Genomic DNA, 12,386 nt, shown 5'->3' with positions numbered 1-12,386 from the left:
ACTACGGATGCGTGTGGGCCACTGGTTGGACGCCACGCTCGCGTCGGTGGCCCGGACTCCAGTGCCGCGGTCGCGATGAAGGCGGCGCAGGCAAGTGCCACGGCGGAGAGAGCGAGCTTCGGGCGCACATCTGGCTCTCCCCTCAATCGTGGCAAACAGCATCCCCCACCATGCTCCAGTCGAGTTGACCCCTCAATCGCTGATTCTCGCAGCGACTGCGTCCGCGAGGCCCTGCCCCACCGGTTCCAAGGCGAGGCTTTGCGCTCCGTCGCCGTCAGCGGCGGTCAGATGGTCCTGCAGTCGTGAGGCCTCGGTGTTCAGCAGGGACTTCGCGAGCAGATAGAAGCGATACGCGTCGCGGAAGTTCGAACCGAGGCCGAACGACACCCGAACCGCTCCGCAGAGGCCCTTGCTGAGAATCTCGTCATCGAAGGTCTTGCAGTCGAGGACCTTCTCCGTCTTGTCGAGCTCGCAGTGCTCCGCGCCGGCGGTGGTGTAGGTCGCGTGTTGTACCGCGCCAAGATTGCAGAAACAGCCATTGCGCACGGTGATGCCAAAGGACTCGGCGGCTCTCTTGACCAGGGCATGCGAGAAGACCGCGTTGTAACAGTCGAACAGGTTCAACATGACCGTCGCGCCCTTCTCTTCCTGCGAGGGGCCATAGACCCGACAGAGGGGCCCCTTGGCCTTGATATCGTGCTGCAATCGCAGCAACTGCGTTTCGAGCCAACGAGCCAGCGCGTTCGCTCGCATGCGGATGTTGTCGAGCCCGACCTTGGAGATGAACTCGAAGCCATAGGCGATGGCGTGGAAGGATGCGTAGTTGGGCGTGCCGACCTCGAACTGCCGCCCATGCTCATGGTGCAGCAACCTGTCCGTGGGAGACCACGGCCCGGAGTAGTAACACACCGACCCGCCCGCGAAGGACGGCGGGGTCAGCCTGAGGAGAGACGACTTTTTCGCGATGAGACAGCCGACTCCGGTCGGATATCCGAAGATCTTGTACAGGGACACAGGGACGAAGTCCGGCTGATGCGCGCCGATATCGAGCGGCGACAAAGGGACGAATGCCGCCGCATCACACAGGACCATCGCTCCTCGCTCTTGAGCGAGCTGGATCCACTTCAGGTCATGCTTCACACCCGTCGCGTTGGACTGAGCGGGAAACGCGAACAGATGGGCATGGCGGTCATCCAGCTTTTCGAGAGAGCGCTGCAGCGAACTCTCGATGATCCGCAGGTCCTGGGTCAGGGGGACGTACTTGACGGTGGCGCCCTTGGACTTCGCGAACTCCCGGATGCCATGCACGGAGGTATGGTTGTCCTTGACGAGCAGGACGTCCGACCCGCTCTCGAAGGGGAAGGACTCGGCGACCATCCGGATGGCACCGCTGGCGTTGGGCGTGAAGACAATCTCGTAGTCGTCCGGCGAGCAGCGGAAGAACCGGTAGATTTCAGAGCGGGCCTTCTCGTAGGCGGCTTCGGTGGCCTTCGAGCCGGTGTGCGGATTGCCCAGAATCGTTCGCTTGAGGGTCTGGTGGTCATGCTCGATGAGGCTCTCTGGAGCTTGCGCGCCTCCCACGTGGTCCAGATAGGCCTCTCCCTGTGCATCCAGGCGAGAGAACTCGTCCCGCCTCAGCGCTTCGACTTCGCCGTCCGGATATTCCGGGTGTTCGGCCAGGAAGGCTGACTTCATCGCTTGATAGTTCCGCAGGGCATTCGCCTCGGAACGAGGCATCAACCGCTCGCTCTGACTCTCGACGAGCTCCGGCGCCATCCCACGAAACGCGCTTAGTTCACCGAAGTCCGGCAGCGCACCCGGGGCGACAGTCTCCTTGCAGGCCTCATCGACCAGCCCCCGCAGGAGCCACGCCTTGACCGCGTAGTGCTGGGTGGGGACCCGCGAACGAAGCTCCCCGAGAATCGTATCCAGATACGCTTCCCGGGTGAGGGTATCGCACTGGTTGAACTCCTCCAGCAGGATGCAGGTGTTGAAGAGGAACTCTCTCGCGTCGTGCTCGTCCAGGAAGAAGGACAAGGGACACGAGGTCGCGACCTCGCTGACGCCTCGACAGAGCCCCTCCAGGGAGAACGCGCTGGTGATCGCCGTGTGGTCGCTCAGACTGAGCGCCCTGTCCAGGATGGCCGACGGCGTTCCAAAGTGCTTCTGGGACTGCTCCCGCGCCAGGCCGAACAGCTCGTTGTAGTGGAAGACCGTTCCATAGATCTTCCCACCCGGCCGAAGCACCCGCTTGAACTCGCGCGCGACCCGCGTCTTGTCGGGCGGGAACATCAGGCCAAACCCGCACACGATGATGTCGAAGCTGTCATTGCCAAAAGGCATGTCCGCCATGTCGACGTCGGCCAGGAAGGTGACGTTCCGGTTGATTTCGTCACCCACCACCGTCCGACACAGGTCGATCGCGATCTTGGAGAGGTCCGTGGCGACCAGTTGTGCCTTCAACGGGTTGGCCAGGTCCTCATAGAGGTACGTGGTGATCCGGCCCGTCCCACAGGCGACCTCCAGGATGTTCGTGACAGGGGCCTCCGGCCGGAGGTCCTTCCGGATTTCACGAACGAGGAGCTCGCCGTAGGGTTTGAACAGCTTCGGTCCCAGCACGCGCTCATAGAACTCCATGAACGAGGTCAGACTCCATTTGCGGTCCGACACCGTTTTGCATTCGTGCCTGGCAGTGCTTGTCATTTGGGGGCTCACATGGGCAGATGGGTGTTGGGGGCGACTGGCCTATCCTAGAACCAATCCCATCCCGGAACCCTTCCCACACCATGTATGCCTTATCCGACCCATGTCCAATAGACATCATCCCATTGCGGGCTACGCGATGTCAGGGAAATCCCGAGTGGAGAAGCCCGCACCGGCCTCTCCACCCGGGGGTGCGGGGCCCGACTCAGAGGAAGTCGCGGCCCTGCTGGTTGAGATCATTCAGCACTTGCTGATGGTCCGTGCGGAGCTTCTTCGCGGCCTGGCGGGGATCCAACGCGGATTGCGGCAAGGCGCCCTCGGAATGCACCAGGCATCGCGACAGGTGGACGATCCACGGGCCACAGCTGTGCTGTCCTTCCTCCCTGCCCCCGTAGTTGTCATTTTGATAGGTGATGGTGCACCGCTCCACGAGGAGCTCCGGAAACGGCCGCAGCAGAGGGCCAAGTGGCGGCACCATCAGCGGGTTGAGCGGGTCGATGTAGAGCACACGGACCTCTCGCCTTCCCCCCAGCGCCGCTCGACTCACCTTGATGTAGAACAACCCCCAATGGTTGTTCTGGACGTTGTAGGGCATGACGATGACCCGCGGCTCGCTGTCCTCGGACATGTCAGCCAGGACATCGTCGAACGCGTTCGGCCCAAGACGACTGAGCTGATGGCCATTGATGCCATGGCGCACGAAGACATTGGGCATATGCCCGATGTAGTGCTGCATGAGCCGGTAGATTTGACGATCGGTGTAATAGTGAGTCCCCTCGATCTTGTCGCCATTGGACTCGCGCTCCGGATCCTTCTTCTTGGCCTTCGGAGACGAGGGCCGGGAGATTGGCAACGGCGACACCTCCTTGGCGAGCTCCCGCTCCACCATGCCCACCATCGCAATCGCCTCGTCCTGCTCGTGGAGCGCGTCGAGGTTCTCTGGCGCCGACGGCTTGCCGAGCCGCTTGACCTTTCCCAGGTTGGCTCCGCTCATCAGCGGAGGAAGCAGGCTCGCGTCAAGCCCCCCGCCGAAACCACCGAAGAGCGGCTTCGAGCCGCCCTTGCCGGACGACATGGGGAGCCCCGACTTGCCGAAGAACGCGGTCGACGCCAGGCCGCCCAGGAGCATGGAACTCCCCATCCCGCGACCGAACAGCGAGGGGTAGACCCCCATCCCAAATCCCATGGAAGGAACCAGCCGCGGCTTCGGCTTCACCTGCCGGGTCTTGCAACCGCCTGCGCACCCGGGATTCACACAATGCCTCCCCGAGTAATCCCACAGCGGCTCCCAATACGACTCCAGCAGGTCCTTCACCGCGGACTCCCCCTCCACCAGGTAGTTGAACTCGGAGAGGAAGCCCGGATAGAGATTGTCGGAGCCGACGACATACGACTCATCGTCGACAATCATGATCTTCGCGTGATTGCCCGGCGCGGAGGGGACCTTGGGAAACCGGAGGGCACTCGCCTTCTGGACCGAGCCGAACGCGCTCCCGATGATTCCCTTGTCCGGCGGCGCCGTGGTCAGCGAGGGCTGCTTCAAGGTCGCCGTGAAGCCCGCGGGCGAGAGCTCGGGCCAGAAATAGGTCTCCCCCTCGGTGGTGCTCTCGTCGGGGACCTCCGTGAAATAGAGCGGGGCGATGTGCAGCCGCTCCAAGGCCCGCTCCCGCACGTCCGCGTCTGGCAACAGGGTGTCGGTGTCAACGGCGTGCGTCATGTAATACTTGAACAGCTCGAACGTGCGACACGCCCCCGAGCCGAACGAATACTGGTCGCCCTCTGCACCGGCACCGGCGTCCAGGGGCGAGACCACGACCTGGACGACGAGTGCCTCGTTCGCGAGCAGCGCCTCCATGATCCAATGGCAGACGACGTGTGAGGACCACTTCTTCTTCCACGCGCTCACCAGGTCCATCTGCGACAAGCGCAGGACGCGCTTCGCGCCCTTGATCAACTCCTCCTTCATCAGCTCGGACGCCTTCTCGTAGTCCAGCTCCAGACTCGAGCCCTTCCAGTACTTCCCGACCGACAAGACGCGGGTCGCCTTCTTGTACTCCCCCAGGCCGGCGTAGGAGGCGTACTTCTTCTCCTTGAAGACAGGCAGCTCCAGCTCGTCCAGGCCCTGGAGGTCGAACCTCCGGATGTCGTCGTCCTCGTCCAGGTCCTCGATCGACGCCGACAGGAGCCCCTTGCTGGAGCGAAGCTTCGGGGACTCGACCTCTTCGCCCCCGCCTCCGCCATGCAGCCGCGCGAGGACCTCATGAAGCTCGTCCCGATAGTCGCTGGCATCCCGCTCGATCAACGGGTCCTTGAGCTCCCACGGCGTGCCGACGACGTCATCACCGTTCTTCCAGACGCCGGCATCGACATCCAGATACTCCTTCGTGAAGACGTCGGTCCCGCACTCCCACATCTTGTTCAGGAACAGCTGCGCCCCCAGGGCCGCCTCGCCATGCATGACGACCGACACGTCATGGACGGGCGGATAGCTGGTGAACAGGTCCATGTTGAGGTTGTGCCCTCCCACCAGGGACTCGGCGCCATCCACCGCGATGATCTTCGAGTGATTCCAGGTCATCTTGGTGAAGTCATCATCCCCCTCCGCCACCAACCAGCTCGGAAGGCTGGAGGCGAAGCTGGCGTAGAGCCCGGAGAGCAGCCCCTCCCGGAGGCGGTAGAACTTCCCCATCCAGATCTCCGGCTTCTTCTTCCAGTGTCGCGTTCTTGCCCTCACCAGCCGGATGAGCGCGCCCTGGAAGTCGATGAGCGGGGGCGCAGTGCCGTTCATGATGAGCATGGGGGTCTGCCCGAACAGGAACCGGAACTGGGTGCGCTTCGTGCGCCCCATGTCCTCGGTCAGCGCGGCATCCATCGCCCCCAGAATCACCTTGGCCCATTCGGGGTCCGGGCTGTTGAGCGAGGCCACGTCACAGCGGAACTTGGACTTCTGGATGATTTCGACAATGGCTCTCTCGAAATCCCTGGTGCGCTTCCGGGCCTGCTCCATGATGCCCGGGCCAAAGTCGAGCCCCCAGATGCGAGGCGTATCCAGGACCCTCACATAGCTCGGCCCGCTCAACTGATTGAAATAGCGTGGGTCGACCTTGCTTCGCACCGCATCAATCTGACTCATTGTCTTCGCACTCCTCGCTTGAGCGGGCGCTACCTCTTGGAAACCACGGCCTGAATCACAGGAACGTCCAGTCCACCCATCCACCACCGGCCTGTTCGATGGTGCAGGGATAGGCCAGCTTGTACGGGGGAGTCCCCACCACGTCCTCGAGGTAGTATTTGTCCCAGCCAAGACTGCCGTGGATGGAGGAGACACGCCGGACGGACTGCCGCGTGTAATAACGAGACGTCCGTGTCTGGCCGCCGGCCATGGCGTCGAAATGAGAATGAGCCGTATGGATTCTCTTTCTCAGTTGTCTGATGCCATCCTGGACCCCGCTCTTCGTGTGGAAGGTCGTTCCCCACCGGGTCAGATAACCCCTCGCCATCCGGTAGAGGAGCCTGGGGACCGCCGCGACATCGTCGCTGAACTTGGAGGCGTCATAGAGACCATCGGTGGTGCCGATTCCCGCGACGGTGCTGTGGCGGCCCCGGGTGGCGTAGAGCCGATACCGCTCGGGCTTTGGAAGGTCGGAGGCGAGGAGCGGGTCCGCCAGTTGGCGGTTGTTCGCGAGCGTCTGCCACGTGGTCCCCAGTCCCCGGCCCTCGATGGCCGCGTGGGCCTCCTGCCCGGTCATCGACGCGTTGGGCCGGGGAATCACCGCGCTGAAGCCCGTATCCAGATGGTCCCAGGCGTAGACCCCGACATAGTTGACGACATTGGGGGGCAACTGGGTCTGGATGCTGTACCACCCGCCCGTCCCCGGAACGGGGTCGATGGCGAAGATGTTGATGGGGATGTTTCGAAAGGTGTCCCCCCCATAGGCATACAGGAACCAGGCGGCCATGATGGACTCGACCGCGCCGCGGCTGTGCCCCACGAAGTTGTACTGCTCCGCCCCGCTGGCCGCGGCGCTGCTCGCGGCATGCAGCGCGAGCGCCGCGTCGGCCCAGCCCGTCGCCTGGCCCAGCATGGACCGTTGGTTGCCCTTCGAGTAGCTCTGGGCGTACTCGCGCAGCTCCCCCGGCGCCTTGGGCAGGGTGCTGTCCAGCGGGTCACAGGTGTCCATCTGGTCGTGCCAGTCGTTCTCGCCGACGCCGCGCACGGTGATGCTCTTCTTCGTGTCGCGAAGGCCGGCGGAGATCTCCGTGTGGAGCCGGACCGGGATGTAGCCCGTGCCCTTGTCGAAGATGTCCTTGTCGCTGATGAGGCGCCGGTCGTTCTTCGCCAGGAACCCGAAGTACTTGTAGTCCCAGTAGCGCGTGACTTCGCCCTCGTCTCGCGCACAGGCGGTTCCACAGAAACACACGGTGTAGACACTCGGCATGTCGCCCAGCAATCCACATTTCGTGCCGTGCTTCACCCCCTCGTGAGGGTGCCGCGCAGGACCCGGAGAGGCTCCGTCGGACGGCGGGCCCCGCCCCTCGAACGGCCGTGACGACCTCACAAGGTGAGTGCGCTTCAGGCCACGACTCCGAGTGCGCGGCGACGTGTCGCGTTTGACCCCGCGCGCCTGGCCTGCGTGGAACCAGCGCGCCCTCCGCATGAGGGCCCTGCGTTCCGTAGGAACGCCGCCGCGTTCCGACAGGCCGCGCGGCGCTGGTGCGCAAGCCCGGCCCCTTGGAGGGTCAGCTCATCTTCTCCAGCAGGACTCGCAGCTCCGCCTGCTGGGTGGCACTCAGCCGCCCGAGCCTCTCGCCGAACGCCTGGGAGAGCAGCGAGGTCCCCTGCTGCATGACCTTGCGGCCGGCCGGGGTGAGCTGCAGCCGGTGCCGCCGCAGGTCCGCGGTGTCAATTTCACGGCGCAGGAAGCCCGCGGCCTCGAGCCGCTTCACGTACAGCGTCACCGACGGCTTGGGGATGCAGAGGGACGCCGCCAGCTCGGCCGGATAGGGGTGCGCGTCCACGTCCGCGAGCACGAACAACTCCTTCGTCTCGAGGCCCAACGCGGTGATGTCGGAGGCGACACTGGAAATCACCGCCATCAACAGCCGGTGGTTGAGCGACCAGATTCTCGCCGGGTCGATTTTCGACATGGCTCCTTGCGCGGAAATTGGTTCAGCATTAACCCAATTCCATCTTGAACTAATTCGTCGTCCCTACAATGTAACACGCCCTGGAGCCTCAAATGCCGCTGGACCATTACGTGACGCTCGGCCGTTCCGGCCTGCGCGTGAGCCCGCTGTGCCTCGGTGCCATGACGTTCGGTGAAGACCTCGGCTGGGGGTCCAGCGTCGAGGAGTCCCAGCACATCATCGACCGGTACATCGAGCTCGGCGGCAACTTCATCGACACCGCGAACTTCTATACGAAGAGCCACTCCGAGAAGATCATCGGCGACCACGTCGGGCGCCACCCGGCGCGCCGGGACAGGCTGGTGATTGCCACGAAGTTCAGCGGGAACCTCTACCCCGGGGACCCGAACGGCGGAGGCTCCGGCCGCAAGTCCATCATCTCGGCGTGCGAGAACTCGCTCCGCCGCCTGCAGACCGACTACATCGACCTGTACTGGCTGCACAACTGGGACATCCACACGCCCATTGAAGAGACGATGGCCGCGCTCGAGGACCTCGTTCGAGCCGGCAAGGTCCGCTACCTCGGCGTCTCCGACACGCCCGCGTGGAAGATTGCCCAGGCCAACGTGATGGCGCACTTCCGGGGCTGGTCCTCGTTCGTCGGGTTGCAGATTGAGTACTCCCTGCTGGAGCGCAGCGTCGAGCAGGAGCTGGTGCCCATGGCCCTGGAGCTCGGGCTCGGCATCACCCCGTGGTCTCCCCTCAAGAGCGGCGCGCTCAGCGGCAAGTACACCCGCGCGAACGCCGGAGAAGTGAAGGGGGACCGGGGCGCCTTCATCCACTCGTACCTGAACGAGAAGACCTACGCGCTCGTCGACGAGCTGGCGGCCATCGCCCGCGAGCAGAAGAGCACCGTGGCGCGCGTGGCGCTGGCCTGGGTGCAGGCGCAGCCGGGCGTGAGCTCCACCATCATCGGCGCGCGGCGGCTGTCGCAGTTGGAGGACAACGTGGGCGCCCTCTCGGTGAAGCTGACGGCCGAGCAGCTCGGCCGTCTCGACACGCTGACCAAGCCGGCCTTCGGGTTCCCCCAGAGCATGCAGCCCATCTTCCCCGCCATCCACAACGGGGGCACGACGGTGAACGGCGTCTTCATGGAGGCGTCCGCCTTCGGCGTGGTGAAGGGCGACAAGCCCTACTAGCCCCCGGTGCTCAGCGGCCGCCGAGCAGGCCGCCCAGCATCCCACCCAGCCCGCCACCGGAGTCGCCACCACCGGCGCCTCCGGTGAGCATGGGGAGGACGGAGAGGACCTTGCCGACGAGCGCGGGATCCAGCCGCGACTTGAGGAAGTCGAGCAGCAGCGGGGCGACGAGGGCGGCCTTGCTCGCATCCAGGTTGAAGCGGCCGAGCAGCGAGACGACGGCGGCGACCTCCGCCCCCTGCGCCGCGGCGCCGCCCAGCGCGCCCATCAATCCTCCCGCGCCACCCTGCCCTCCCATGAGCCCGCCGAGCGCGCCCATCAGCCCGCCCCCTTCCGGCTCGGCGGCAGGCGCGGCCTGCTGCCACCGGTCCATCTCCGGGATGGCCTGGCCCAACTGGTTCGCGGTGTCCGGGCCGAGCTTCTCCTTGACGGTGCCCTGCACCAGCTTCAGCAGGCCCCCCGCGAGTCCCTGCGCCTGCGTGCCATCGACTCCGAGCTGCTGCGAGAGCTGTCCGATGAGGTCCATGTCGTGTCCCTTCGTGTCCGCGTGGAAGAAGGACACCTTCCTAGCTGGCCCGGCGCCGCGCGTGTAGCGACGTTTGAGAAGATGCGTCGTCCGCGTGGCATCCCCCCATCGACCGATGCCTGCTCGCGCAACCCGGCGCGTGTCCGCCTGACAATTCCTACAAATGCATGAGGCCTCGCACCTCATGCTCCATCCAAAAGGAAGCTGTCATGCTCAAGCGTCTCGTCACGGCGTTGCCGAAGTCCGTCCCGAATGCACGGCCCTACTCCGCCCGGCCGCCCACGCACCTGCCCCCCGCGCCGACGAAGAGCCCCTCGCGAATCGCGCAGGAGACCCGTGCGCGCAACAACAGTCACGACTTGATGAGCGACATCATGGGCGCCGAGGACCGCCGGCACGGAGGCAACAACCTCCAGACGCCCCGGCTGCGTCCGGATGTCCTCCTCTCGCGGCGGGACAACCATCCCTTCAAGCCCATCCAGCCCGAGTTCGGGACGCACAAGGCGGCCATCGACGCGAAGGGCACGCTCTTGCCCGTGGACAAGGACGGCGCGACGCCCGTGGCGCTGCACGTCGACGGCAAGCAGGAGTACAAGGAGAAGAGCCCCTTCACGTCCTTCAGCGGCCTGCCGACGGGCGTGGACGGGACGGCGCCCCACCAGCTCGTCGACAAGCCGATGTATGGGAAGAACCTCATCGTCACCAATCCCTCGCAGGAGCCCCGGGGCGGCGTGGTGTTGGACCCATTCGACATCCAGCGCGACATCCGGACCCACCCGGACAGCGCGCTGGACGAGACGGCCGTGCTGCGCAGCCAGCCCCGTCCCCAGCCGCTCTGGCAGCCCACCGCCGAGGAGCGGGCGCTGATGCCGTCGGTGGGTGTGGACCCCGCGCAGTCCAGCTTCACCTACCGCGAGCGCGCCCTGGTCAACACGGCGAGGGACCAGGAGTACCTCGTGAAGGGCCCCATCCGGGAGTTCACGCTCCAGGTGCCGGGCAAGGACGGGGCCCTCCAGACGCTGTCCCGGGATGAGCTGCTCGAGCGGGCCCGGCAGGAGCACGCCCTGAAGAAGCCGCTCTGAGCAGCCCCAAAGCCGCTACAGCTCGTGGGTGATGATGAGCCCGCGCGTCGAGTCCACGAGGTACACGTAGCCATCGCCGGGGATGCGGACCCCGAAGGTGCCTTCGAAGAGGCCGTGCCCGCGTCCCGGGTCGGCCTCGCGGAAGGTGTTGAGGTGGGCGACCTGCCTCGGCTGGGTGGGGTTCGAGACGTCCAGGACCCGCAGCCCCTCGTGGTACCAGGCGACGTAGAGCAGATGGCCCCGCAAGAGCAGGTTGTGCATGGACACGGTGGGCCGCATGCGGTGGGTCGCGATGAGGGAGATGCTCGCCGGGTCCGTGACGTCGAGCACCCGCACGTGAGAGCCATTGAACTCGCCCCCTTCGAAGGCGATGGTGCGGCCCGCGAAGGTCCCCACCGCGCTGTGGTGCGCGTAGCCGGCCAGGTCTGGCCGGAGGTAGTCCCCCAGGTGGCGCACGTCGTTCAGGTCGGTGATGTCCATGATGGAATAGCCTGACTCCGCGTTGCTGATGTAGAGGCGGCCCTGGTAGGCGAAGACGTCGTGGGGACCTCCGCTGAAGCCTCCCGGTGTCGGCGTGACAATCTGGAGCAGCGTGGGCTCCAGGGGCTTGGACACGTCATAGACATAGGTGCCCGTGCCGGGTGCATTGGCATACAGCCGGTCTCCGTCGACGAGCACGGTGTGGACGCTGTAGGGGCCCTCGGCCCGGCGAACGAAGATGGGATTGGCCGGCTCGCGGATGTCGAGGATGACGAGCCCCGAGGAATTGCTGGCGATGTAGAGCGCATCGTCCTTGGCCCAGACGCCGTTCCAATCCGTGTCATCCGGCAGGGACAGCGTCTTCTTGAGGACGGGAGTGCGCCTGTCCCTCACGTCGAAGACGCTGAGTCCGCCCAGTCGGGGCGAGGCGTTCAGTGAGACGACGTAGGCGTGCTCCTTGGCCACGAAGAGGTCCACGGCCCTGCTGACGGGCGTGGCGGCCTCGGACACGAGCGAGAGGCCCCCGGAGGACTCGCCTTCCCCCGCGGCCCAGGTCATGCGCTGGGCCACGAAGGTGCCGAGTGTCTTTCCGAACCGCGCGTCACTGGAGCAGGACACGTAGCAGCCGGTGATGACCCCGGGCGCGGGGACATGGCAGCCGGCGAGCGCGGTGGTGGTGATGATGTTTCCCGAGGGAATCGCGAGGCTGCGTCTCCCCGCGAGGAAGAACGTGCCGCCCTCCGTCACGCGGGCGACGAGCGGCCCGCTGTTCATGGCATCCGGCGTGCCGTCGGTGTGAAGCCGGACGCTGACGGTGTTGCGGGAGATGGAGGTGGTGGTGGGCTGACCGGCCCGTACGCGCATCTCCCCTCGGAGATTGACCTGGAAGATGCCCTGCCCCTCCGCGCCGGAGAGCTCGCCCGGCGAACAGCTCGACAGGTCGAAGGCCGTGAGGCGCTCGCAGAGGAGCGGGTCGAGGCTCTCCGGATTGATGAACTGGCACGCGTCATGGCGACCGGTCTCCACGACGTCGCCCAGGTCCTCCAGCGGAGTGGAGGTGCCGTCCCACGGTGGGGGCCCGGCATCGCCGCCGCCTGGGGCGGGGGATTCGTCACAAGCGGACAGGAGAAAGGAGAGCACGACGCAGAGCGAGCGCCATGCTCCACGTGAGCAAGGAAAAGGCTTCATGAGGACCCCCGGGATGGAGCCACCCACGAAGGCGCGGGTGGTCATCCCGGATACGACGAGGGAGTCGCCATGTTCCCCGGC

8 protein-coding genes are annotated in these 12,386 nt (G+C 65.4%); 2 read left to right on the top strand and 6 right to left on the bottom strand.

Annotation, left to right across the window (positions count from 1 at the left end; genetic code table 11):
- Nucleotides 1-192 precede the first annotated feature (192 nt).
- The 4 genes from G4D83_RS12370 to G4D83_RS12355 all read right to left on the bottom strand — a co-directional run bounded on the left by G4D83_RS12370 (nucleotide 193) and on the right by G4D83_RS12355 (nucleotide 7,851).
- Nucleotides 193-2,637, bottom strand: a complete 2,445-nt coding sequence (locus G4D83_RS12370) for an aminotransferase class V-fold PLP-dependent enzyme (RefSeq protein ID WP_205522621.1) — start codon at nucleotides 2,635-2,637, stop codon at nucleotides 193-195.
- 271 nt (nucleotides 2,638-2,908) lie between these two features.
- On the bottom strand, nucleotides 2,909-5,836 hold the full coding sequence (locus G4D83_RS45510) for a phospholipase D-like domain-containing protein (RefSeq protein ID WP_205522620.1): 2,928 nt from the start codon (nucleotides 5,834-5,836) through the stop codon (nucleotides 2,909-2,911).
- Nucleotides 5,837-5,891: 55 nt separating this feature from the next.
- Nucleotides 5,892-7,142, bottom strand: a complete 1,251-nt coding sequence (locus G4D83_RS12360; RefSeq protein WP_163864919.1) for a Tat pathway signal protein — start codon at nucleotides 7,140-7,142, stop codon at nucleotides 5,892-5,894.
- 301 nt (nucleotides 7,143-7,443) lie between these two features.
- Nucleotides 7,444-7,851: a MarR family winged helix-turn-helix transcriptional regulator gene (locus G4D83_RS12355; RefSeq protein WP_176435893.1), complete on the bottom strand. Its 408-nt coding sequence runs from the start codon at nucleotides 7,849-7,851 to the stop codon at nucleotides 7,444-7,446.
- Nucleotides 7,852-7,943: 92 nt separating this feature from the next.
- On the opposite strand from G4D83_RS12355, the gene G4D83_RS12350 reads away from it, so the two are divergent.
- Nucleotides 7,944-9,029 carry an aldo/keto reductase gene (locus G4D83_RS12350; protein WP_163864918.1) on the top strand — a complete coding sequence of 362 codons (1,086 nt, stop codon included), beginning with the start codon at nucleotides 7,944-7,946 and terminating at the stop codon, nucleotides 9,027-9,029.
- 10 nt (nucleotides 9,030-9,039) lie between these two features.
- On the opposite strand, the gene G4D83_RS12345 is transcribed toward G4D83_RS12350, so the two are convergent.
- On the bottom strand, nucleotides 9,040-9,741 hold the full coding sequence (locus G4D83_RS12345; RefSeq protein ID WP_275902364.1) for a DUF2780 domain-containing protein: 702 nt from the start codon (nucleotides 9,739-9,741) through the stop codon (nucleotides 9,040-9,042).
- 23 nt (nucleotides 9,742-9,764) lie between these two features.
- Between G4D83_RS12345 and G4D83_RS12340 the strand changes: the two genes are divergently transcribed.
- Entirely contained in the window at nucleotides 9,765-10,637 is an 873-nt protein-coding gene (locus G4D83_RS12340; protein ID WP_163864916.1) for a hypothetical protein, read from the top strand.
- Nucleotides 10,638-10,652: 15 nt separating this feature from the next.
- Here G4D83_RS12340 and G4D83_RS12335 read toward each other — a convergent pair whose 3' ends face one another.
- Complete coding sequence (locus G4D83_RS12335) at nucleotides 10,653-12,257, bottom strand: LVIVD repeat-containing protein (RefSeq protein WP_338041914.1); 1,605 nt, start codon at nucleotides 12,255-12,257, stop codon at nucleotides 10,653-10,655.
- Nucleotides 12,258-12,386: the final 129 nt, after the last annotated feature.

Source organism: Myxococcus eversor, from assembly GCF_010894455.1.
Lineage (GTDB): Bacteria > Myxococcota > Myxococcia > Myxococcales > Myxococcaceae > Myxococcus > Myxococcus eversor.
This window is presented reverse-complemented; position numbering and strand designations above follow the sequence as displayed.

What these genes read in the sequence shown, in the direction of transcription:
- G4D83_RS12355 (WP_176435893.1), bottom strand. Translation starts at nt 7,851, where the DNA reads ATGTCGAAAATCGACCCGGCGAGAATCTGGTCGCTCAACCACCGGCTG.
- G4D83_RS12370 (WP_205522621.1), bottom strand. Translation starts at nt 2,637, where the DNA reads ATGGAGTTCTATGAGCGCGTGCTGGGACCGAAGCTGTTCAAACCCTAC.
- G4D83_RS12340 (WP_163864916.1), top strand. Translation starts at nt 9,765, where the DNA reads ATGCTCAAGCGTCTCGTCACGGCGTTGCCGAAGTCCGTCCCGAATGCA.
- G4D83_RS12360 (WP_163864919.1), bottom strand. Translation starts at nt 7,142, where the DNA reads ATGCCGAGTGTCTACACCGTGTGTTTCTGTGGAACCGCCTGTGCGCGA.
- G4D83_RS12345 (WP_275902364.1), bottom strand. Translation starts at nt 9,741, where the DNA reads ATGAGGTGCGAGGCCTCATGCATTTGTAGGAATTGTCAGGCGGACACG.
- G4D83_RS12350 (WP_163864918.1), top strand. Translation starts at nt 7,944, where the DNA reads ATGCCGCTGGACCATTACGTGACGCTCGGCCGTTCCGGCCTGCGCGTG.
- G4D83_RS45510 (WP_205522620.1), bottom strand. Translation starts at nt 5,836, where the DNA reads ATGAGTCAGATTGATGCGGTGCGAAGCAAGGTCGACCCACGCTATTTC.